The organism is Sphingopyxis sp. (assembly GCF_965279755.1).
Classification (GTDB): domain Bacteria; phylum Pseudomonadota; class Alphaproteobacteria; order Sphingomonadales; family Sphingomonadaceae; genus Sphingopyxis.
This window is the reverse complement of sequence record NZ_OZ257261.1, coordinates 2426311-2448902: the sequence shown is the minus strand read 5'-3', so window position 1 is coordinate 2448902 and position 22592 is coordinate 2426311. Positions and strand designations below refer to the sequence as shown.

The window sequence follows — 22592 nt, the reverse complement described above, 5'->3', positions numbered from 1 at the left end:
TCAGCGCGCACCCTCCGGCCACAGCACGACGCGCACCGTCTGGAGCAGGATCAGCAGGTCGAGGAAGGGCGAATAATTCTTGGCGTAATAGAGATCATATTCGAGCTTCGCGCGCGCATCCTCGACCGAGGCGCCATAGGGATAGTTGATCTGAGCCCAGCCGGTCAGGCCGGGCTTCACCATATGGCGTTCGGCATAATAGGGCAGCTCGCGTTCGAGTTCCTCGACGAAGCTCGGCCGTTCGGGGCGCGGGCCGACGATGCTCATCTCGCCCTTCAGGACGCACCAGAGCTGCGGTAACTCGTCGATGCGCGCCTTGCGAATGATATGCCCGACGCGCGTGATCCGTGGGTCGTTCTCGGCCGCCCACACCGCCTTGCCTGCCGCCTCGGCGTCGGTCCGCATCGATCGGATTTTCAGCACGTCATACGCCTCGCCATACAGGCCGACGCGTGACTGGCGATAGAGGATCGGGCCGCGGCTGTCGGCCTTGACCGCCATCCCCGCGATCAGGATCAGCGGCAGGCCGACGACCAGCACCAGCAGGCTGGCGACGATGTCGAACAACCGCTTGCCGACGCGCGAGATGCGCTGTCCGGCCGAAAAGCCGTCCGAAAAGATCAGCGCGCTGGGATTGGTTGTCGCAAGGTCGACCCGCCCGGTCTCGCGCTCGATGAAACTCGCGATGTCGTTAACATGGACCCCCGTCGTCTTGACGCGGAGCAGATCCGACAGCGGCAGCGATCCGCGGCGTTCCTCCATCGCGAGCACGACCTCGCCCGCACCGAGCGCGACAACATGGTCGGACAGGTTCGCGATATCCTCACGCGGCACAGCGTCCGGCACGGTCCGCTCGCTCGCCGACATGGCGACGAAGCCTGCAACGACCAGGCCGCTGCCCGGCGCTTCCGCCAGCGCCTGCAACCGCGCGGCACGCTTGCCGGCGCCGAGCACTAGGATTCGCCGCTTGAAAGCATCGGCCCCCGCCGACTGCGTCAGGATCAAGCGGATGACGAACAGCGCCGCAATCGCGATCACCATCGCGTACAGGCTGTTCACGCGCCAAAGTGTGGCGGTGGGAAAGAGGAAGCCGACCACTGACAGGAAGATCACGCCCAGCGAGATCGCGGCGAGCAGGCGGGCCGTCGCAAAGCGCATCGAACGCAACGCCTCGCTGCTGTAGAGTCCCGTCGCCATCATCGCGAGCGCGTTAGCGATCGCAAAGGTCGCGAGCGGTGCCGCGCGCGCGCTCAGCTTGCCGGCGTCGAAACCTGCAAAATGGGCGTAGGTATGCCACGCCACCTCGGCCGAACCGAGCAGCGCGATGAACTCGATCAGCGCCAGCCAGACAACCGCATGGGGCACATAATGTTTGAACAATCGGAACATTGAAAAGCCTCGCCCTTTCGCGTCCGACCTTAGTCCCGAGGTCTCAACTGTCGGTTAATTTTACACTCACCTCACCCCTATCGGTGACCGGGCGGCGGTCAAGTGTCGGGGTCAGAGTGGCAGCGACCGGCCGGTAACGACCGATTGCTGCTAATGTGATCCCCGGCGAAAGCCGGGGATCACAGAGGGACCGTCCGCTTCCCACCTCAAAGCTGACATCGGCCTTAAACCGAAAAATCGTCAGTCGTCTTCCCGAATGTAAGGGGACGAAAGCGGGAACATCGCCCTAGGCCGTCCGCGCCTCCCCTGCTACATCCGCGCGATGTCGGACAAGAATCATCTCTATCTGGTCGATGGCTCCAGCTACATCTTCCGCGCCTATCACCGCCTGCCGCCGCTGACGAACCCGAACGGGGTGCCCGTCGGCGCGGTTTATGGCTACACGACGATGCTCTGGAAGCTCGCCAAGGATCTGCACGACGCCGACGGGCCGACGCACCTTGCGGTCATTCTCGACCATTCGAGCCAGTCGTTCCGCAACGAGATCTACGACCAGTATAAGGCGAACCGGCCCGAGCCGCCCGAGGATCTGCGTCCGCAATTCCCGCTGATCCGCGACGCGACGCGCGCCTTTTCCCTGCCGTGCATCGAGATGGAGGGATTCGAGGCCGACGACCTGATCGCTTCCTATGCCGAGGCCGCGGTGCGCGAGGGCTGGGACGTCACGATCGTTTCGTCGGACAAGGATCTGATGCAGCTGATCCGCGAGCCCGTCGATGGCTCGCCACACGTCGACATGCTCGACACGATGAAGAATGTCCGCCTCGGCCTCGACGCGGTGAACGAGAAATTCGGCGTCACCCCCGATCTCGTCGGCGACGTACTCGCGCTAATGGGCGACAGCGTCGACAATGTCCCCGGCGTCCGCGGCGTCGGTCCGAAGACCGCAACCAAGCTGATCCAGGAATATGGCAATCTCACCGCGGCGCTCGACGGCGCGGAGACGATGAAGCCGTCGAAGCTGCGCGACAATCTGATCGAGCATCGCGCAATGGCCGAGTTGTCGCGCGTTCTTGTCGATCTGAAACGCGATGTCGCACTCCCCGACGCGCTCGACACGCTGAAGCTCGATGCGATCCCGCCGCTGCCGCTCAAGGCCTTCCTCGACGAGCATGGGTTCCGCTCGCTCTCGGCGAAGATCGACACCGGTGCGACGCCGAGCGGGCCGCCGACCTTGCCGCGCGCTTCGGCACCCGTTGCGGCCGCACCCGCCGGCCCCTCGACACCCACCCTGCCCGCCTGGCCCGAGATCGACCGCTCGCTCTACGAAACGGTCACGACGATCGAAGCGCTCGACCGCTGGATCGAAGAAGCCCGCGCCGCGCATGTCGTCGCGGTCGATACCGAGACCGCGACGCTCGACAGCGTCACCGGCACCCTCGTCGGGGTCAGCCTGTCGACCGGCCCGGGCAAGGCCTGTTACATCCCGCTCGGCCATGGCGGCACCGACATGTTCGCCGAAAAGCCGGATCAGATTCCCCTGAATGACGCGATCGGCCGCCTTCATGCGCTGTTCGCCGACGATGCGGTGCTGAAGGTCGGGCATAATCTCAAATATGACATCGGCGTGCTCGCGCAGCACGGCATCACCATCGCGCCCTACGACGACACGCTCGTGATGAGCTTCGCGCTCGACGCGGGCAAGCATCAGCACGGGCTCGACGAATTGTCGAAACTACACCTCGATCACGTCTGCATTTCGTTCAAGGAGGTGTGCGGCACCGGCAAGTCGCAGATCAGCTTCGCCGAAGTGCAGCTCGGCCGCGCAACCGAATATGCCGCCGAGGACGCTGAAGTCGCCTGGCGCCTGTGGAAGCTGCTCAAGCTTCGCCTGCCCATCGAAGGCGGCACGCGTGTCTACGAGATGGTCGACCGGCCGCTCGCCGCGATCGTCGAGACGATGGAACGCGCGGGCATCATGGTGAACCGCGAGTATCTGGCGAAGCTGTCGGGCGAGTTCGCGAACGAGATGCTGCGCATCGAAGGCGAAATTCACGAGCTGGCGGGTCAACCCTTCGCGATCGGCAGCCCCAAGCAGCTCGGCGAAATCCTGTTCGACAAGCTCGGCTTGAAGGGCGGGCGCAAGGGCAAGTCAGGCGACTGGTCGACCGACCAGAGCGAGCTCGAACGCCTTGAACGCGACGGGGTGCCGATCGCGCGCAAGATCCTCGAATGGCGCCAGCTTGCGAAGCTGAAATCGACCTACACCGACGCGCTGCAGCAACAGATCAATGCAAAGACCGGCCGCGTCCATACCAGCTACAGCCTTGTTGGCGCGCAGACCGGGCGCCTGTCGTCGACCGATCCGAATTTGCAGAACATCCCGATCCGCACCGAAACCGGCCGCCAGATCCGCGACGCCTTCATCGCGGCGCCCGGCCATGTGCTGATCGCCGCCGACTATAGCCAGATCGAGCTCCGCCTCGCCGCGCATATGGCCGACGTCCCCGAACTCAAGGAGGCGTTCGCGCAGGGGCAGGACATCCACGCCGCGACCGCGATCGAGCTGTTCGGCGAAAGCAATCGCGACACGCGCGGCAAGGCGAAAACGGTCAATTTCTCGATCCTCTACGGCATCTCGCGCTGGGGTCTCGCGGGCCGATTGGAAGTCACCCCCGACGAGGCGCAGGCGCTGATCGCGCGCTATTTCGAGCGTTTCCCGGGCATCAGCGACTATATCACCGACACACTCGATAGCGCGCGCGCCAAGGGCTATACCGAGACGCTGTTCGGCCGAAAGACCTGGTTCCCGCGTCTCAAAGCCGCGAGCCAGAACGAGCGCGCGGGCAGCGAACGCGCCGCCATCAACGCGCCGATTCAGGGCACCAGCGCCGACCTCATCAAGCGCGCGATGGCGCGGATGCCGGGCGCACTCGAAGAGGCGGGCCTCGGCGACGTCAGGATGCTCCTCCAGGTCCACGACGAACTCGTCTTCGAAGCGCCCGAGGACAAGGCCGAAGCCGCGGGCGACGTGATCCGCCGCGTCATGGGCGCCGCCGCCGAGCCGGTTCTGACGCTTTCGGTCCCGCTGGAAGTCGAGATCGGCATCGGCAAGAGCTGGGGCGAAGCGCATTGATTTGCGGATCAACTTTGCGTTGATCGACGAAACGAGTTGAGGCAGGTCGCGTAACGGGGCGCGGTCGTCAGGATCGCCGGTTCAGGGGATCTTGGGGGCACGATGATCGTCGGCATCGACTTGGGTACGACCAACAGCGCAGCGGCAATATTCGAAGATGGCGAGACACGGCTGATCCCCAATGCGCTGGGCGATCTGCTGACCCCTTCGGCGGTCGCGATCCTGCCCGACGGGACGACCTTGGTCGGCAAGCCCGCGCTCAACCACTGGGTACTGAAACCCGCCGAGGCGGTGACCAGCTTCAAACGCTTCATCGGCACCAATCGCACGATCAAGATCGGCCGCTATTCGTTCAAGGCGGAAGATCTGTCGGCAATCGTGCTGCGCAGCCTGAAAGAGGATATCGAGGCCGCGACCGGGCAGGAGGTGACCGAAGCGGTCATCACCGTCCCTGCCTATTTCAACGACAAGCAGCGCAAGGCGACGCGCCGCGCGGGCGAGCTCGCCGGTCTGAAGGTCGCCCGCCTGCTCAACGAACCCACCGCCGCCGCGCTCGCTTTCGGCATCGCCGACAAGGAGGATCGCGAACCCTTCCTCGTCTTCGACCTTGGCGGCGGCACCTTCGACGTTTCGATCGTCGAGATGTTCGACGCGATCGTCGAGGTCCGCGCCTCGTCGGGCGACAACCGCCTCGGCGGCGACGATTTCACAAACGCGATCGTCGCGTACTGGATGGAGACGCACGAGTTTCCATCGGACGTTCGCCGCAACCTGCTCGACGCGCGCCTGTTCCAGGCGGCCGATGCGGCGCGACGGATGCTCACCGATCAGGCGGAGGCCAATGTCACGCTGACGCTGACGGACCGGCAGTTCGACCTGTCGATCACGACCGAACGGTTCGAGACGCTGTCCACATCGCTGCTCGCTCGCCTGCGCGATCCGATCCTGCGGTCGCTGCGCGACAGCAACCTCCGCATCGAGGCACTGAGCGACATCGTGCTCGTCGGCGGGGCGACCCGGATGCCGGTCATCCGCAAGGCGATCACCAAGATGTTCGGGCGTTTTCCGAACCATGTCGTCCATCCCGACCACGCCGTCGCGATCGGCGCCGCAATCCAGGCCGGGCTCGTCGCGCGCAACGCGGCGCTCGACGAAGTGCGGCTGACCGACATCTGCCCCTTCACACTGGGGGTCGAAGTCACCGAATATGACAGCCACGGGCGGCTGCGCGGCGGACTCTTCTCGCCGATTATCAGCCGCAACAGCCCGACCCCGATCAGCCGAACGAACAATTATTCGTCGATGTCCGACAACCAGACGCACATCAAACTGAACATCTATCAAGGCGAATCGCGCGAAGTTGCGAACAACATCCTGCTCGGGACGATGGAGTTCCCGATCCCCAAGAAACCGGCGGGGCAGGTCTCGATCGACTGCCGCTTCACCTACGACAGTTCGGGTCTGCTTGATGTCGATGTGACTATTCCCGAAACCGGCGAGACCCGGTCGATGCTGATCGCCGACGATGGCGATGCACTGACCCCCGAACAGCTCGCGGCGCGGCGCGACCAGCTCGCGGCACTCAAGACGCATCCGCGCGACGTCGCCGAAAACCAGTATGTCGTCGGGTGGGCGGCGCGGCTCTACGAGGAATTCATCGACGATCGCCGCGAGCATATCGGGCGGATGCTCCTCCATTTCGAAGGCGTGCTCGAAACGCAGGATCCCCGCGCGATCGAGGAGGCGCGCGGCGCGATGGCAACGGCGCTGGAGGAGCTGGAACGGGATAACCGGCTGTGAGCGGCGATTTCTGGCCGTGGACGATCCTCCACATCGCACCAACTGACGACCGCAAGACGATCCGTGAGGCCTATTCGCATCTGCTGAAAGCGCTCGATCACGAGGCCGAGACCGAAGCCTATATGGAATTGCGCCACGCGCGCGATGCCGCGCTGTCAGGACAATTTCTTCATCCGCCTTCGGCAGAGGATGAGGCGGAAGAGGATGATTTCGGCCTCGGCAATCCGCTTCCCGACGATGCCATGCGCGCCGACGACGCCCCGCCGCCCCAGCCCGAGCTCGAGGAAAAGCCCGCCTTCAACGTCGAATACAGCGAAGATGACGACAAACGTTTCCAGCGCGTCGTCGACCTGTTCCTTGGCGAGGGCGATCTGACGCCGGCCGAGAATGACGAACTCGAACAGCACATCGACGCGCTGTTCGCCGACGATCGCATGGGCGACCTCGGCCATTATGCCCGTGTCGAGGGCTGGCTCGCGCAGTTGCTCGCCGACCGCTATCCGCGCGGCGCCGGGCTGTTTTCCAAGGTCGCGGACTATTTTCACTGGTCCGACCGCGCGCAGGAGCTTGGCGTCCATCCCGCCATTCCGTGGCTGTTCAACGCGCATGAGGGCGAGAGCCTGATCCGCGAGCTGAACACGCCTGGACATACCTATCACCGCGAATGGATCGAGCTGACCAAGGGCAAGCCGAAGGGCATGTTGTGGACGCGCGGCATCGACAAGCCGCGCATGGCGAACCTGATCGAGACCGTGCGCCGCGATTATCCCTGGCTTGAACAGGAGCATTGGCAGCCCGAACTCGTCGCACGCTGGGAAAAGGCGGCGGCGAGCGGCGGCGTCAAAGGCCCCGGAGTCTGGACATGGATTGCCCTAGCCTTTTTCGCGCTGTCGGCGATCGGGCGGATGGCAGGCGGCGACGCGTCCGAGAGCGATCACAACCCGGCCGCACTCGCCGCACTGCAAGCGGCAGAGGCCGACAAGCATATCGCGGAATTCATCGACGGCTTCCCCAAAGCGGCCGCCGATGGCCGGACCCTTGCAACGCTCCGCGAAAAAAGTCCGAAAACCTATTCGACCCTGCAGAATGTCTCGACGACCTACAGCGGCTCGGCGGAGCCCCGAAATCGCATCATGATGCGCGAGCTGACCGAGACCTATTATCTGATAATCGACAAGCTACCCTATGAACTGCAGGTCGCCGACGCCCGATTTCGCGCCGCAATGATCAAAAAGATGCGCGAAAATCCTCGCGAATGCGCCGAGTTCATTCGTAACCCCCGCACCTATCTGCGACAGGGAAACAGCGTCCACTATATCTCGCCCGACTATCGGTATCAGATGTTCTCGGTCGTCCACGACCAATATGGCGACCGCGAATGGGGACTGGCTGCCAAGGACGCAACGCTCTCCGGCGAGTTCATCGGCAAGCTGATCAAGCGATCGGGGGTGCCCGAAGAACGGCTGCGCGCGACGCTTCGGTCGCAAAACGCGCCCGAAGAGGATGTCTGCCGCACGATGGGCAGTTTATACGAGCTACTCACCGAAATTCCTGCAAAAGAGGCCGGCAAGATTCTGCCTGCCGTTCTGTAACGCCGCTTCGGAGCCATTCGCTTGTTCGCACTTCTGCCCGTGATGCTCGCGGCGCTTGCCATCCCTGGCACGACAGCCAGCGACGCATCGCCCCCTACGACCGCTCAACCCGATGCGCCGCCCGCGATCGCCGACAGCGACGTGCGTGAATATGCGGCGGTCGCCGGCCGCAAAGTCGTCGGGCGCCCTGTCGATGGCCCCTATGCCAACCCCGACAAGATATTGCTGCTCGCCCGCGACGGCAAAGGCTATCCCGCCATCGCCACCAGCATGGGCTTCCCGACGCGGCAGGCGCTGCCCGCGCCGCCTGCCGGTACGCTCGCGATCATCCGGCTGCGCCAGCGCTCCGAAACCGTCGTACCCGGTCCGACCGCCGACGACCTCGCCTTTGTCGCCGCCAACAGGCTGCCGCTGTTCGTGATCGGCGAATGGGCGCGGCCGGCCCCGATGTGGGAGGTCGCGTGGGTCGATGACGGCGTCCGCTACCGCACGATCGGCGAGGTCGGTGAGATCGGTCCCTGGCAGGATTAGCCGGGGAGATTGCCGATCATTCGGGCGGTGGTCCGAAACGGTTCGGCCCGGCAGCCCCCGCCCGCGCCAGTTCTACGACGAGCCACAGAATGACCAGTCCGCCAAGAATCGCGGTCCAGTCCGGTCCCGATGTGCCAGCCTGCATCTTCACCTGAAGGTCCCAGAGCCCTGAAAAATCGGGCGAGGGATTTTTCTCGAACTCCGCAAATGCCCGCGGCGCTTGTTCGGCAATTTCAGTCATGCGTCGCGCCTGTCCCTGCCCCGTCGCAAAGGTCGCCAGCGGCAGCATCACCGCCCACCACCCCGCGCGGCCCCGATCATGCAAACGGCGCGCCGTCGCGGTAAGCAGCAGCAGGCTGCCCAGCAGATACAGCCCGGCGGCTACATAGGCGGCGGTCGCCATGGCGCGGAACTGCCCTTCCACCATGGCGAAATTCGCCGGCACAGCGCCGGCGTCACCCGCCGGCGACGCCCCGAATGACGGCCACGCCATCACTGTCTGTATTACCATCTGAACGATCGTCAGCGGCCCGAAGATCAGGAGCAGGAAGAACCAGAATTGGGCGCGGTCATCGCGCCCCCGTGCGTCAAACAGGCCTGCCAGACCGCGACGCGCAGCCCGGCCGATCGAAATATCCGTCATGCTTCGTCCCCTTCGCGCTATGGCCTATCGCCCATCACTACGGCTGCCAATCGACCAAACGCGCTACTTTGGCGGCAGACCGTCGGCCCGCCGCGCGAAGGGCGACGGCGGCCCTTTGCGAAAAGCGCCTTTTACGCCTATGACGCCACGATGACATTCCGCTGACGCTTTTGCGACGGCGACCGTGAAAGGCTTTCATGACGACCACCCCCGCCGCCGGTGCGCCGACGCGTATCCAGCAGAACATCCTCGCGCGCGGCGAGCGCCGGCTCCTGAACTGGATCTGCCCCCGCCTGCCCGCGTGGGTCACCCCCGACCAGCTGACGACGCTTGGTTTTCTTGGCGCGGTGATGGTCGCGAGCGGTTACATGCTGAGCTGGATCGACGACGAATGGCTGGGGCTTTGCCTCGCGGGCTACATCGTCAACTGGTTCGGCGATTCGCTCGACGGCAGCCTCGCCCGCTGGCGGCAGATCGAACGGCCGAACTACGGCTATTTCGTCGATCATAGCGTCGACGCCCTCGCGACATTCTTGATGGTCGGTGCGATCGGAGTGAGTCCCTATTTCCGGCTCGACGTCGCGCTGATGGCGGTGATCGGCTATTTCCTGCTCTCGATCCACACCTTCATCGCGGCAAAGGTCGTCGGCGAATTCCGCCTCTCCTACATGGCCGGCGGCCCGACCGAACTCCGGCTGATGCTGATGGCGATGACCGCGACGATGGCCTTCGTCGGCCCCGGCGATATCCCCGGGACCAATTTCTCGCCCTTCGACCTGTTCGGGCTCGTCATTGCCAGTATTCTGGTGACGCTGTTTATCGTCCAGAGCTTTGCGACCGCGCGGATGCTTCGCGCGCGCGGCGGTTAGGGCCGCAGCCGCGCCTGCGGATAGGTGCCGAGCAGGTTCAGCGACTTCGTCTGAAAATCCAGTTCCTCGAGCGCGCGGTCGATGCGCTCGTCGCCCGGCGCGCCGACGATATCGGCATAGAATTTCGTCGCAGCAAAGCTGCCGCCGACCTGATAGCTTTCGAGCTTCGTCATGTTGACACCGTTCGTCGCAAAGCCGCCGAGCGCCTTGTAGAGCGCCGCGGGAATATTCTTCACCTCGAACACGAAGGTCGTCATCAGTGGCACATCGGCCGGAATCGCCGCTAGCGGCTCGCGCGCCAGAATAACGAAACGCGTCATATTATGATCGGCGTCCTCCATGCCGGTGCCGTGCAGCGTGAGCCCATAGAGTTCGGCGGCATGCGGCGGCGCGAGCGCGGCCAGCCCGACTTCGTCGCTGTCGGCGACCCACGCGGCGGCACCAGCCGTATCGCTGTGCGCGACCGGCGAGATAGCGTTCGCGCGCAGCCATTTGCGGCACTGACCGAGCGCCTGTTCGTGGCTCATCGCGCGGGTGACGGGGCCAAGGTCACGGCTCATCAGGCCATAGCGGATCGGCAGAAAATGCTCGCCGACGATGTAAAGGCCGGATTCGGGCAGCAGGAAGTGGATGTCGGCGACGCGGCCGTGCAGGCTGTTCTCGATCGGGATGATCGCGCGCTCGACGCTGCCGTCGCGCACCGCCTCGATCGCGTCCTCGAACGAATAGCAGGGCAGCGGCAGCGAATTCGCATCATATTCGCGCGCGGCAAGATCGCTGTTCGCGCCGGGGGCGCCCTGAAACGCAAGGCCGCGCGCCGGCTCGCCGAGCGCTGCCGCCTTCATTTCGTCCACCAACCGCTGCGCCGAAGCCGAATAGCTGCCCATAACTGCCTTCCCGAACTGCGCGGCGGCGCATAGCGGGGCGGGCGGGTGCGCGCAACCGGCACCGCAAGCCATTTCATCCTCTTGCGCCGCGCACCGTGCCCCAGTAAGGGAGCGACCAAATCAAATACGCGCCCATGGGCGGGCGTTAGCGAACGGGGCTGCAAGCATGGACAATCGCAACAATACTATTGCCGGCTGGGTGCTGTTCGCCGGCATTTGCGCTCTGGGCCTGTCGATCGGCTCGGGCATGCTCAACGCCAGCCATAATCCCGAAAAGCCGGGCTTTCCGATCGAGGATGCCGAGGGCGGCGAAGGCGCCGGCAAGTCCGCGGTTCCGCTTCCCAACCTGCTTGCCGCAGCTGACGTCGAAAAGGGCAAGGCCGTGTTTGCCAAGTGCGCGGCGTGCCACACCGACACGCAGGGCGGTGCCAACGGCATCGGCCCGAACCTCTACGCCGTCGTCGGCGACGAGATCGGCCATGGCCGCGGCGGCTTCGCCTTCTCGGACGCGCTCAAGAGCCATGGCGGCACCTGGACCTTCGAAAATCTCGACAGCTGGCTCGCCAGCCCGCGCAAGTTTGCCAACGGCACCAAGATGTCGTTTGCCGGCCTGTCGAGCCCCGAAGACCGCGCCAATCTGATCGTCTATCTCAACACGATGGGCTCGAACGTGCCGCTTCCGGCCGCTGAAGCCGCCCCTGCGGGTGATGCCGCCGCGGCGCCGGCGGAAGGCGACAAGGCAGCGGCACCCGCCGCCGCTGAAGGCGCCGAAAAGGGCGCTGCGGCGCCTGCCCCCGCCGCCCCGGCCGAAGCCAAGAAATAATGCGCATCGCGTCCGCCCTGCTGGCGGGCGCGCTTATGCTCGCCGGTTGCGGCAAGGCTGATCAGCCTGCCGCCGGGACTCCGGCCGACTCCGCAACCGCCGAACCCGTCCCCGCCGTCGAACCGACAGCCGCGATGGGTGAGCAGATCTTCAAGCGCTGCGTCGCCTGCCATACGATCGACAAGGGCGGTGCCAACGGCATAGGCCCCAATCTGCACGGCGTCGTCGGCCGCGCCGTCGCCAGCCACGCCGGCTTCTCCTATTCGTCAGCGCTGAAGGCGAAAGGCGGCAACTGGGACGCTGCGCACCTCGACCGGTTCCTCAAAAGCCCCATGGAATATGCGCCGGGCACGCGCATGGCGTTCGCGGGCGTCATCGACGCCCCGGACCGCAAGGCGCTTATCCTGTATCTGGAAGGCCAGAAATAGGATCACCCCGACTCTCGCCGAGGTGATGCGGATCAATGATGTTCGGCGTTCGCGTAGAAGTCCTGGATGATCGCCCAGGCTTCGTCGGCGGTCTCGACGAATTTGAAGAGACCGAGGTCGCGCGCGCTGACGACGCCTTCCTCGACCAGCGCGTCGAAATTGACGACGCGGTTCCAGAATTCCTTGCCGAACAGCACGATCGGGATCGGCTTGATCTTGCCCGTCTGGATCAGCGTCAACAGCTCGAACATCTCGTCGAAGGTGCCGAAGCCGCCGGGGAAGACCGCGACCGCGCGCGCGCGGAGCAGGAAGTGCATCTTGCGCAGCGCGAAATAGTGGAACTGGAAGCTCAGCGACGGGGTGACAAAACGGTTCGGCGCCTGCTCGTGCGGCAGCACGATGTTGAGGCCGATCGATTCGCGCCCCTCGTCGTCGGCGCCGCGGTTCGCGGCCTCCATGATCGACGGCCCGCCACCCGAACACACGACGAAGTGGCGGCAGCCGCTGTCGTCGCACGGATATTGGCTGGCGATCCGCGCAAGGCTGCGCGCCTCGTCATAATATTTGGCCTTGGCCTTCAGGTGGCGCGCGATGTTGCGCTGAACATCGTCGGTCGCCGCGGCTTCCAGCGCGTCCGCCGTATCGGGTTCGGGGATGCGCGCCGAGCCATAGATGACGAGCGTCGATTCGATCCCGGCTTCGTCGAGGAGAAGCTCAGGCTTCAGCAACTCGAGCTGGAAGCGGACCGGCCGCAGGTCCTCGCGCAGCAGGAAGTCATTGTCCTGGAAGGCGAGCTTGTACGCCGGGTCGGCGGTCTGCGGGGTGGTGGTGGCCTGCTTGGCGAACTGCGCGTCGTCTTTGGCTTTGTGGAAACGCGAACGATGGGGTTGTTTGTCTTTTGTCATTAGCGGACGGCTAGCCGTTTCGCGTGACTTTGCCAAGACAGGCAGCGGCCCAACCCGCCTTACCGTCATTGCGAGGAGCCGCAGGCGACGCGGCAATCCACAGCGCCAGGTCCGGCGCAAGGCCGACGACTGGAGATTGCTTCGCTGCGCTCGCAATGACGATGCTAGCGGCAGTAACCGTTCCCGCTCATGTCGAGGTGGAAATGGTTGTAGTGCGCCGCGTTGTAATCGGGGCTCAGCACGGTGCCGAAGCGGCGGCAGGCCGATTTGTGCAGCGCGCGCAGGAAATCCTGCGACGGCTTGTCGCCCTTCCAGCCGCCGTCGAGCATGATGCGCCGGCCGTCGGCGAGCACGAAGCCCGACACATCGATCGCGTTCGAATAGGCGTGCTGCGACAGTCGGCCCGAACGACCGCCGTAGATGTTCCGGCAGCTATAGGTGCCATAGGTCTCGATCTTCACGACCTCCTGGCCGAAATACTGGCGCGCGGCGGGTTTCACCGCATAGCGCGCCCAGGCCGCGAAGCTCTTCGCCAGCGGACAGGTCATCGCGCCGAGACCCGAAACCGGGGTGCCGATGTCGAGCAGCTTCACCGAATCGATCGAGCTGCAGCCGCCGCCATGATCCTGATTGGGTAGCGGCGTGAACCGCACGCCGGCCTGCTTAAGATCGAACGCGCATTGCTGCGCCTCGGGGCTGGTGAATGAGGGTGTGCCGACGACTTGCGGACGCTGCGGCGTGCTCGCGGTCGGGCGCTTGCTCCCGCCTTGCTTCATCACCTCGGGCGAACCGAAACAGGCGGACAGCGCAAGCGCCGCGGTCGCGGTGATCAGGATCCGGGGCTTCAGGAAAGTCGGGATCGGCATGACCGTCAAATTACCGACGAGATGGTTAACAAGCCGTATACCTTTGGCTCGGCTCATCGAAAATTTCGCGCGGTCCACGCAATTTGTTTGACAGCCCACGCGCACTCCCTAAACGCGGCGCCGGGCCACGCGGTCCCAACGCCGCGCGAGCTCTCTGCAAGGAGAGACTATAATGAGTGAAGTGACGACGCCTGAATTGCGCCCTGCGCGCCCGTATTTTTCCTCCGGTCCCTGCGCCAAGCCGCCGGTCTGGTCCCCCGAAAAACTGAACACCGAATCGCTGGGCCGCTCGCACCGCGCCAAGATCGGCAAGACGCGCCTGCAGCTTTGCATCGACCTGATGCGCGAGATGCTGCAGCTCCCCGACACGCACCGTATCGGCATCGTTCCGGGCTCCGACACCGGCGCCTTTGAAATGGCGATGTGGACGATGCTCGGCGCCCGCCCCGTCACGACGCTCGCATGGGAAAGCTTCGGTGAAGGTTGGGTCACCGACGCCGCGAAGCAGCTCAAGCTCGACCCCACCGTCATCCGCGCCGATTACGGCCAGCTTCCCGATCTCGGCCAAGTCGATTGGTCGAACGACGTGCTCTTCACCTGGAACGGCACCACCAGCGGCGTGCGCGTTCCGAACGGCGACTGGATCCCTGCAACCCGCGAAGGCCTGAGCTTTGCCGACGCGACCAGCGCGGTGTTCGCCTATGACCTGCCGTGGGACAAGATCGACGTCGCGACCTTCAGCTGGCAGAAAGTGCTCGGCGGCGAAGGCGGTCATGGCGTGCTGATCCTCGGTCCGCGCGCGGTCGAACGGCTCGAAACCTACACCCCCGCCTGGCCGCTGCCGAAGGTGTTCCGCCTCGTCTCGAAGGGCGCGCTCGCCGAGGGCGTGTTCAAGGGCGAGACGATCAACACCCCGTCGATGCTCGCGGTCGAAGACGCGATCTTCGCGCTCGAATGGGCGAAATCGCTCGGCGGTCTCGACGGCCTGAAGGCGCGCAGCGATGCCAACGCCGCGGCGCTCGACAAGATCGTTTCGGAGCGCGAGTGGCTGAGCCACCTCGCCGCCGATCCCGCCAGCCGTTCGAAGACCTCGGTCTGCCTGTCGGTCGCAGGCGCCGACGAAGCCTTCATCAAGAAGTTCGCCGGGCTGCTCGAAGCCGAAGGCGCGGCCTATGACATCGCGGGCTATCGCGACGCGCCTCCGGGCCTTCGCATCTGGTGCGGCGCGACCGTCGACACCGCCGATGTGGAAGCGCTCGGCCCTTGGCTCGACTGGGCCTACGCTTCGCTCAACGCCTGATTGTAATCCCCGGCGCAAGCCGGGGCCCATTCCCCCATTCCGCGACAGACTCCGGCTTTCGCCGGGACACGGAGACCTGAAATGACCGCACCCAAAGTTCTGATTTCCGACAAAATGGACCCCAAAGCTGCCGCAATCTTCAAGGAGCGCGGCATCGACGTCGATGTCATCACCGGGAAGACCAAGGATGAGCTGATCGCGATGATCGGCGACTATGACGGCCTCGCCATCCGCTCGGCCACCAAGGTCACTGCCGACGTCCTCGCCGCCGCGACGAACCTGAAGGTCGTCGGCCGCGCCGGGATCGGCGTCGACAATGTCGACATTCCGGAGGCGTCGAAGAAGGGCGTCATCGTGATGAACACCCCCTTCGGCAACAGCATCACCACCGCCGAACATGCGATCGCGATGATGTTCGCCCTCGCGCGCCAGATTCCCGAAGCCAACACGCTGACGCAAGCGGGCAAATGGCCGAAGAACGACTTCATGGGCGTCGAGCTGACCTCAAAGACGCTCGGCCTGATCGGCTGCGGCAACATCGGCAGCATCGTTGCCGAGCGCGCGCTGGGCCTCCGCATGAAGGTGGTCGCCTTCGACCCCTTCCTGACCCCCGAACGCGCGATCGAACTCGGCGTCGAAAAGGCCGATCTCGACACCCTGCTGGCGAAGGCCGACTTCATCACGCTCCACACGCCGCTGACCGACCAGACGCGCAACATCCTGTCAGCCGAGAATATCGCCAAGGCGAAGAAGGGTGTGCGGATCATCAACTGCGCGCGCGGCGGCCTGATCGACGAGGCGGCGCTGAAGGATGCACTCGACAGCGGTCATGTTGCGGGCGCGGCGCTCGATGTGTTCCAGACCGAACCGCCGGCCGCCGACCATCCGCTTTTCGGTACCCCGAACTTCATCTGCACGCCGCACCTCGGCGCATCGACCGACGAAGCACAGGTCAATGTCGCCATTCAGGTGGCCGAGCAGCTTTCGGATTACCTGCTGACCGGCGGCATCACCAACGCACTCAACGTCCCCAGCCTGTCGGCCGAGGAAGCGCCGAAGCTGCGCCCCTATATGAGCCTCGCCGAAAAGCTCGGCAGCCTCGTCGGCCAGCTCGCGCACGACAATCTCACGACGATCTCGATCGAGGTCGAGGGCGCGGCCGCCGAACTGAACCTCAAGCCGATCACCGCCGCGGTGCTGACCGGCCTGATGCGCCGCTATTCGGACAGCGTGAACATGGTCAACGCCCCGCATCTCGCACGCGAACGCGGGCTCGATGTCCGCGAAGTACGCCATGACCGCGACGGCGACTATCACACGCTCGTGCGCGTTACCGTCGCGACCGAACAGGGCGACCGCTCGGTCGCGGGCACGCTGTTCAGCAACGGCGACCCGCGCCTCGTCGAGATGTTCGGCATCAAGGTCGAGGCCGACCTCGACGGCCATATGCTCTACATCGTCAACGAGGACGCGCCGGGCTTCATCGGCCGCATCGGCACCGCGCTCGGCGAAGCAGGACTCAACATCGGCACCTTCCACCTCGGCCGCCGCGCCGCGGGCGGCGAAGCCGTGCTGCTGCTCAGCCTCGACTCGCCGATGCCCGAGCCGCTTCTGTGGCAGCTTTGCCAGCTTCCCGGCGTGAAGACGGTGAAGGGTCTGAAGTTCTAAACCATAAGTCCCCCTCCCGCTTGCGGGAGGGGAGATTTGTTGAATCCGCCTTCCCACCCGCCTAAGGCCGCAATCGATGACCAAGGCCCCTGCCCTGCTGCCCGAAGGTCTGCGCGACCGTTTACCCGCTCAGGCGGAAGCCGCCTCGCGCGTGACGCGCGCGCTCGTCGATGCGATGCGGTCGCACGGCTATGGCCGGGTGTCGCCGCCGCTCGCCGAATTCCGCGAGACACTGGGCGGCGATGATGACCGGTCGACGCGCGACCTGCTGCGCTTCACCGATCCGGTGTCGCAGCGCACCCTTGCGCTGCGCCCCGACATCACACGGCAGGTCGGGCGTATCGCGACCTCGCTTCTGGCCCATGCGCCGCGTCCGCTCCGGCTTTGCTATGCCGGACAGGTGGTTAAGCTCCGCGCAAGCCAGCTCCGCCCGGCGCGCGAAATGCTGCAGGTCGGCGCCGAATTGATCGGCAGCGACAGCGTCGCGGCGGCGCGCGAGATCGTGACGGTCGCGATCGACGCGCTCGATGCAGCGGGCATCGGCTCCGCGACGATCGACTTCACCCTGCCCGACGCGGTCGATCTGCTCGCGGACGGTCCGCTGCCTGTCGCATGCGACCGGCAGGCGCTACGCGACGAACTCGACGCCAAGGATGCCGGCGCACTCGTTCGCCTCGGCGCCGCAGCGTATCTACCGCTGCTACGCGCGACCGGCCCGTTCGACCGGGCGATTGCCGACCTTCGCGCTTTCGACACGACCGGCGTGCTGGGGGCGCGCATCGACGCGCTCGAGGCGATCGCGGCGCCGATCCGCGGCCGCGTCAACCTGACGCTCGATCCGACCGAACGCCACGGCTTCGCATATCAAAGCTGGTTCGGCTTCCAGATATTTGTCCCCGGTCAGGGCGACGCGATCGGCCGCGGCGGCGGTTATGCGATCCCCGTCGGTGAGGATCATGAGGAATCGGCGGTCGGCTTCTCGCTCTATCCCGATCCGCTGATCGACGACGGTCTCGGCGCCGAGGATGACGCGGACCGGCGCATCCTGCTGCCGATCGGTCACGATCCCGCGCTTGCGGCAAGCCTGCGTGCCGACGGGTGGCAAACGGTGGCGGCACTCACCGACAGCGAGGATGCCAAGCAGCTCGGCTGCGGCTTCACTCTTGGCCCCGATGGGCCGGTCGAAAGCTGAGCGACCTGCCCAAAACGCGAATCCGTCTCGCTCCGGCACAGTTTTCCACTAATAAAGTCTTACCAATTAACGATTTTTACTCACATCTTCTTAACCAGAATCCTGCAATTCCGGGCATGATATTAAGGGAGCGTTAGCGATGATGGTGCGCGGAAAATGGCTGGTGGCGGGCCTGATGATGGCGGTAGCAATGCCGCTCGCGGGGTGCCGCGACAATCCTCAGGCAAAGGCCGATCTGAAGCCGCTCGATGACGGGCTGACCGATGCCGACCCAGCAGTGAAGGGCGCGCTCGAAGACAAGATCATGGTCGATCCCAAGCTGACCGGCCAGTCGAGCCGCAATGCCGCGGCGCCGGGCAACCGCCCTGTCGACGGCGGCGTTCCCGGCATCGCCGGCGGCAAGGCGACCGCGGCGGCAGAAGCGGCGGCGGCACAGGCCGCGGGCAAGCTGCTCGCCGCGCCCAAGGCGCTGCCGTTCGAGGAAAATTGCAATGGCGATTGCGCCGCAAAGCGTCCGGTCACGATCGGCGCACTCGCCCGCGACCAGCAAAAGGGCGCCTGCGACGCCAAGCTGACCTATGGCAACGCATGGGCCGACCGCCTGCCCGCCGCGTTCAAGGTGTATCCACGCGCGACGCTGCGCGAAGCGGCGGGTGTCGCTGGCGGCAAGTGCAACGTCCGCGTCGTCAACTTCCAGACCGCCGCCTCGGTTCAGGGGGTGCTCGACTATTACCACACCATGGCGATCCGCGCCGGCTACACCAGCGATCACCGCATCCGTGGCAACGAGCATATGCTCGGCGGCACGAAGGGCGACCTCGCCTATGTCCTGTTCGTGCGCCGCGACGGCGGCATGACCGACGTCGACCTGGTGGCGTCGGGCGGCAAATAAGCCTGCTTCGACATCAGATACAAAAGGCCCCGGGGAGAGGGAATCCCCGGGGCCTTTTTCTTTGCGGACGAACGCTAATCGTCAGACTTTGTCGCCAAGCGCGCCTTTAACCTTGCCCTTGAGATTCTGGGCCTCACCCTTGCGCTCCTGCGCCGCGCCTTCGGCGCGCAGGCGCTCGTTGTCGGTCGCCTTGCCGATCGCCTGCTTCACATTGCCGGCAGCTTCGTTGGCCAGACCTTTGGCTTTGTCTTTCAGTTCACCCACGGGGGTTCTCCTTGCTTTCGAGGCGGGGGAGCGGCCTCGTGCAGAAGAAACGGGCGAGAGATGGCCGCAGTTCCGTCGCGACGGGACAGACCGTTCAGCATCGGCGACAACCGGCTGGCGGCTCAATCGTGGCGCGCGGCAAGCGTGTCGAGCATCGCCGGATCGCGGATCGTGATGCGATTGTAGTCGACCGCGATAAGCCCCGCCTCCTCAAGCCCGCGGAGCAGCTTGTTCACGCTCTGGCGTGTCACCCCCAGCATCGCGCCGAGCTGCTCCTGCGGCAACCGGAGGCCAAGTTCGATCCCCGCTGCGCCCGCGACGCCGTGGATCCGCGCAAGGTCGACCAGCATCGCCGCCATGCGCTGTTCGAGCGACCCCAGCTTCTGATCGTTGAGCTGGCGCAGACTGTCGCCATGACGCGCGCACATCAGCATCGCGACGTCGCGCCACAATATCGGCTCGGCGTCGAGGATAGCGGCCAGCGCATCGCACGGCAGGTGGAGCAGCACGCTGTCCTCATAGGCGGCATAGACATAATGGATCGGCGGCGCGGCGAGCAGCCGGACGATCGCAAGAATTTCGTGCGGCCCCTGAACGCTCAGCACGAATTTCTTGCCCGCCGCCGAGCCGCGGCTGACCTCGACCCCGCCCGATGCGATGACGAAGGCCTCGCGCTTCTCGGGATCATGGGCATAGATTTCGGCGCCGCGCGGATAATATTCGGCGCGCGCGATTCCCGCCAGATCGGCGAGCTGCGCCGCGGGCCAATTGGCAAACAGCGGACAACAGCGAAGTGCGTCCTCTCGTTCGCCATGCGACCATGGATGCAGCCGTGTCGCCATTGCCCATTCCTTCCCTCCCGGCTTTACGCCCGCGCCGAAAAATTCCCAACAGATTGTCGGCAGGATGACAGACCGGCGCCTGCCCGCCAGCTAAGGCGCTGGGAGCTCCATGACGCGAAGGTTCGACCGATGAAGACCCTGCTTGCTCTCCTGACCCTTGTGACCGCCTTTCTGTCCGGCACCGCCTATGCGGCCCCGGTCAGCGAAGAAGAAGCCTATGCGATCGGTATCGAGGCCTACACCTACGCCTATCCGCTGGTGCTGATGGAAACGACGCGACGGGTGTCGACCAATGCCGGCGTCTCCGGCCGCCTCCGCGCGCCGGTCAACCAGTTCGCCAATATGAAGTCCTACCCCGACGCGACCTTCAAGGACGTCGTGCGACCCAACGCCGACACGCTCTATTCCTCGCTATGGTTCGACGTCGGCAAGGAGCCGCTGGTTCTGACGCTCCCGAACACGCAGGGCCGTTATCATGTCATCCCGCTGATGGACATGTGGACCGACGTCTTCGCAACGCTCGGAACGCGCACGACCGGCAACGAGGGCGGCACCGTCGCGATCGTCGGCCCAGCCTGGCACGGTACATTGCCGAAGGGGATGCGTATGGTCCGCAGCCCGACCGAGATGGGCTGGATCATCGGACGCATCCAGACGAACGGCCCGGCCGACTATGCCCATGTCTACACGCTGCAGGCAGGCCTCGGCGCTGCGCCGCTTTCGGCCTGGGGCAAGCCCGCTGCTACCGTGATGCCGAAACCCGACCTGACGGTCGACATGAAGACGCCGCCGGTTGATCAGGTTGCACAAATGGCGCCGCAAGCCTTCTTCGCGCGCTTCGCCGAATTGATGAAGCGCAACCCGCCTCACGCGAGCGACTATGCGATCGTGCTAAGGATGGAGCGTATCGGCATCGTCCCCGGACAGAGCTTCGACCTGTCGAGGGCCGACCCCGCCGTCCAGCGCGGCCTCGCCCGCGCCGCCGCCGAAGCCTATCCGCGCATCGTCAATCGCCGCAAAGCCATCTCGCTGACCCGCAACGGCTGGGGATCGATGGGCAGCAACATCGGCGTCTATGGCAACGACTATCTGCAGCGCGCCTTCATCGGCTTCGCGGGCCTCGGCGCCCTGCCGCCCGAGGAAGCCATCTATCCGATGGCGCCGCTCGACAGCGACGGCAAGCCGCTCACCGGCGCGTCGAACTATGTCCTGCATTTCGAAAAGGACCAGATCCCGCCCGCCGACGCCTTCTGGTCGCTGACCATGTACGGCGCCGACCAGTTCTTCGTCGCCAACCCGATCAACCGCTTCGCGATCGGCGACCGCGACAAGCTGACGTTCAACGCCGACGGCTCGCTCGACCTCTATATCCAGAATGCGTCACCCGGCGCCGACAAGGAAGCCAACTGGCTCCCCGCCCCCGCCGGTCCGTTCAGCATGAACCTGCGCCTCTACCTGCCGCAGCGCCGCGCGACCGACGGCAGTTGGCTGGTCCCGCCAGTAAAGCGGGTGCCTTGATCCGCCGCGCTATGCCGACCTAGATCAGTCCCGCCAGCGGGCTCGACGGGTCGGCATAGCGACGCAGCCCCATGCGCCCCGCCAGATAGGCATCGCGCCCGGCCTCGACCGCCAACTTCATCGCGCGCGCCATACGGATCGGATCCTTGGCTTCCGCGATCGCGGTGTTCATCAGCACGCCCTCGCAGCCGAGCTCCATAGCCACAGCCGCATCGCTCGCCGTGCCGACGCCCGCATCGACGAGCACCGGCACCGATGCGCCCTCGACGATCAGGCGGATCGTGACGCGGTTCTGGATGCCCAGCCCCGACCCGATCGGCGCGCCGAGCGGCATGATCGCGACCGCGCCCGCATCCTCAAGCTGCTTCGCGGCGATCGGATCGTCGACGCAATAGACCATCGGCAGGAAGCCTTCTTTCGCGAGCACTTCGGTCGCTTCCAGCGTCTCGCGCATGTTCGGATAGAGCGTCTTCGCCTCGCCGAGCACTTCCAGTTTCACCAGATCCCAGCCGCCCGCTTCGCGCGCCAACCTGAGCGTGCGGATCGCGTCATCGGCGTTGAAGCAGCCGGCGGTGTTCGGCAGATAGGTGATCTTCTTCGGATCGATGAAATCGGTGAGCATCGGCGCCGTCGGGTCCGACACATTGACGCGGCGTACCGCGACGGTGACGATCTCGGCCCCCGAGGCTTCGACTGCGGCGGCGTTCTGCTCGAAATCCTTGTATTTGCCGGTGCCGACGATCAGCCGCGACGTGAACGTCCGTCCGGCAACACTCCAATTGTCGGTCAACAGCCGCCTCCTACGAAATGAACGATTTCCAGTGCGTCGCCCTCGGCGAGCGCGACATCGGCAAGCGTCGAGCGCGGGACGATCGCGCGATTGCGCTCGACCGCCACCTTCTTCACGTCGAGGCCCAGCGACGCAACGAGATCGGCGATGCTGCCTTCGCGCACCTGCCGGGGTTCGCCGTTGAGAATGACCGAGATCACGTGGGAATCCGCCTCGCTTTGCCTTTTACCGAGCAGCCCATATAGGGGGAGCGAGCA

At 65.1% G+C, this 22592-nt stretch carries 21 protein-coding genes; 12 read left to right on the top strand and 9 right to left on the bottom strand.

Features of this window, described 5'->3' with window-relative positions:
* The gene (locus tag ACQY80_RS12085) at window positions 1–1389 is read right to left on the bottom strand and encodes a TIGR03013 family XrtA/PEP-CTERM system glycosyltransferase (RefSeq protein ID WP_428679833.1); all 1389 of its coding nucleotides are present in this window, start codon (window positions 1387–1389) and stop codon (window positions 1–3) included.
* 322 nt (window positions 1390–1711) lie between these two features.
* Here ACQY80_RS12085 and polA point away from each other — a divergent pair, with 322 nt between their 5' ends.
* From polA to ACQY80_RS12065, 4 genes are all read left to right on the top strand, one after another.
* Complete coding sequence (gene polA / locus ACQY80_RS12080; RefSeq protein WP_428679830.1) at window positions 1712–4525, top strand: DNA polymerase I; 2814 nt, start codon at window positions 1712–1714, stop codon at window positions 4523–4525.
* 102 nt (window positions 4526–4627) lie between these two features.
* Complete coding sequence (locus ACQY80_RS12075; RefSeq protein ID WP_428679826.1) at window positions 4628–6325, top strand: Hsp70 family protein; 1698 nt, start codon at window positions 4628–4630, stop codon at window positions 6323–6325.
* On the top strand, window positions 6322–7917 hold the full coding sequence (locus ACQY80_RS12070) for a hypothetical protein (RefSeq protein ID WP_428679823.1): 1596 nt from the start codon (window positions 6322–6324) through the stop codon (window positions 7915–7917). Before ACQY80_RS12075 ends, ACQY80_RS12070 begins: the two co-directional genes overlap by 4 nt.
* 21 nt (window positions 7918–7938) lie before the next feature.
* On the top strand, window positions 7939–8448 hold the full coding sequence (locus tag ACQY80_RS12065; RefSeq protein WP_428679820.1) for a hypothetical protein: 510 nt from the start codon (window positions 7939–7941) through the stop codon (window positions 8446–8448).
* 16 nt (window positions 8449–8464) lie between these two features.
* Here the strand turns inward: ACQY80_RS12065 and ACQY80_RS12060 are convergent, their stop codons facing one another.
* A complete protein-coding gene (locus tag ACQY80_RS12060) occupies window positions 8465–9091 on the bottom strand; it encodes a DUF805 domain-containing protein (protein ID WP_428679817.1) in 627 nt (208 codons plus the stop codon).
* Window positions 9092–9288: 197 nt separating this feature from the next.
* Here ACQY80_RS12060 and ACQY80_RS12055 point away from each other — a divergent pair, with 197 nt between their 5' ends.
* Window positions 9289–9960 carry a CDP-alcohol phosphatidyltransferase family protein gene (locus tag ACQY80_RS12055; protein ID WP_428679814.1) on the top strand — a complete coding sequence of 224 codons (672 nt, stop codon included), beginning with the start codon at window positions 9289–9291 and terminating at the stop codon, window positions 9958–9960.
* Here the strand turns inward: ACQY80_RS12055 and ACQY80_RS12050 are convergent.
* Entirely contained in the window at window positions 9957–10847 is an 891-nt protein-coding gene (locus tag ACQY80_RS12050; protein ID WP_428679811.1) for a prephenate dehydratase, read from the bottom strand. The two genes, ACQY80_RS12055 and ACQY80_RS12050, sit on opposite strands and share 4 nt — an antisense overlap.
* 166 nt (window positions 10848–11013) lie before the next feature.
* On the opposite strand from ACQY80_RS12050, the gene ACQY80_RS12045 reads away from it, so the two are divergent.
* Both ACQY80_RS12045 and ACQY80_RS12040 read left to right on the top strand, forming a co-directional pair.
* Complete coding sequence (locus tag ACQY80_RS12045) at window positions 11014–11670, top strand: c-type cytochrome (RefSeq protein WP_428679808.1); 657 nt, start codon at window positions 11014–11016, stop codon at window positions 11668–11670.
* The gene (locus ACQY80_RS12040) at window positions 11670–12098 is read left to right on the top strand and encodes a c-type cytochrome (protein WP_428679805.1); all 429 of its coding nucleotides are present in this window, start codon (window positions 11670–11672) and stop codon (window positions 12096–12098) included. Before ACQY80_RS12045 ends, ACQY80_RS12040 begins: the two co-directional genes overlap by 1 nt.
* 32 nt (window positions 12099–12130) lie before the next feature.
* Here the strand turns inward: ACQY80_RS12040 and ACQY80_RS12035 are convergent, their stop codons facing one another.
* Together ACQY80_RS12035 and ACQY80_RS12030 are read right to left on the bottom strand one after the other, a co-directional pair.
* Window positions 12131–13003, bottom strand: a complete 873-nt coding sequence (locus tag ACQY80_RS12035) for an LOG family protein (RefSeq protein WP_428679802.1) — start codon at window positions 13001–13003, stop codon at window positions 12131–12133.
* Window positions 13004–13167: 164 nt separating this feature from the next.
* Window positions 13168–13869 (bottom strand): extensin family protein, encoded by a 702-nt coding sequence (locus tag ACQY80_RS12030; RefSeq protein WP_428685850.1) that lies wholly within the window; start codon window positions 13867–13869, stop codon window positions 13168–13170.
* 172 nt (window positions 13870–14041) lie between these two features.
* Between ACQY80_RS12030 and ACQY80_RS12025 the strand changes: the two genes are divergently transcribed.
* From ACQY80_RS12025 to ACQY80_RS12010, 4 genes are all read left to right on the top strand, one after another.
* Window positions 14042–15169, top strand: coding sequence for a phosphoserine transaminase (locus ACQY80_RS12025; RefSeq protein WP_428679799.1), 1128 nt, complete (start codon window positions 14042–14044; stop codon window positions 15167–15169).
* Between the two features lie 81 nt (window positions 15170–15250).
* The gene (gene serA / locus ACQY80_RS12020; RefSeq protein ID WP_428679796.1) at window positions 15251–16837 is read left to right on the top strand and encodes a phosphoglycerate dehydrogenase; all 1587 of its coding nucleotides are present in this window, start codon (window positions 15251–15253) and stop codon (window positions 16835–16837) included.
* 76 nt (window positions 16838–16913) lie between these two features.
* The gene (locus ACQY80_RS12015; protein WP_428679793.1) at window positions 16914–18029 is read left to right on the top strand and encodes an ATP phosphoribosyltransferase regulatory subunit; all 1116 of its coding nucleotides are present in this window, start codon (window positions 16914–16916) and stop codon (window positions 18027–18029) included.
* A gap of 139 nt (window positions 18030–18168) precedes the next feature.
* A complete protein-coding gene (locus ACQY80_RS12010) occupies window positions 18169–18921 on the top strand; it encodes a hypothetical protein (RefSeq protein WP_428679791.1) in 753 nt (250 codons plus the stop codon).
* Between the two features lie 81 nt (window positions 18922–19002).
* Here the strand turns inward: ACQY80_RS12010 and ACQY80_RS12005 are convergent, their stop codons facing one another.
* A complete protein-coding gene (locus ACQY80_RS12005; protein ID WP_428679788.1) occupies window positions 19003–19185 on the bottom strand; it encodes a CsbD family protein in 183 nt (60 codons plus the stop codon).
* Between the two features lie 122 nt (window positions 19186–19307).
* Window positions 19308–20027, bottom strand: coding sequence for a Crp/Fnr family transcriptional regulator (locus ACQY80_RS12000; protein ID WP_428679785.1), 720 nt, complete (start codon window positions 20025–20027; stop codon window positions 19308–19310).
* Window positions 20028–20156: 129 nt separating this feature from the next.
* Between ACQY80_RS12000 and ACQY80_RS11995 the strand changes: the two genes are divergently transcribed.
* Window positions 20157–21545 carry a DUF1254 domain-containing protein gene (locus ACQY80_RS11995; RefSeq protein ID WP_428679782.1) on the top strand — a complete coding sequence of 463 codons (1389 nt, stop codon included), beginning with the start codon at window positions 20157–20159 and terminating at the stop codon, window positions 21543–21545.
* A gap of 19 nt (window positions 21546–21564) precedes the next feature.
* Here ACQY80_RS11995 and ACQY80_RS11990 read toward each other — a convergent pair whose 3' ends face one another.
* Both ACQY80_RS11990 and thiS read right to left on the bottom strand, forming a co-directional pair.
* The gene (locus ACQY80_RS11990; RefSeq protein ID WP_428679779.1) at window positions 21565–22335 is read right to left on the bottom strand and encodes a bifunctional sulfur carrier protein/thiazole synthase protein; all 771 of its coding nucleotides are present in this window, start codon (window positions 22333–22335) and stop codon (window positions 21565–21567) included.
* On the bottom strand, window positions 22332–22535 hold the full coding sequence (gene thiS, locus ACQY80_RS11985; RefSeq protein WP_409741530.1) for a sulfur carrier protein ThiS: 204 nt from the start codon (window positions 22533–22535) through the stop codon (window positions 22332–22334). The genes ACQY80_RS11990 and thiS overlap by 4 nt, the downstream gene beginning before the upstream one ends.
* Between the last annotated feature and the right edge of the window lie 57 nt (window positions 22536–22592).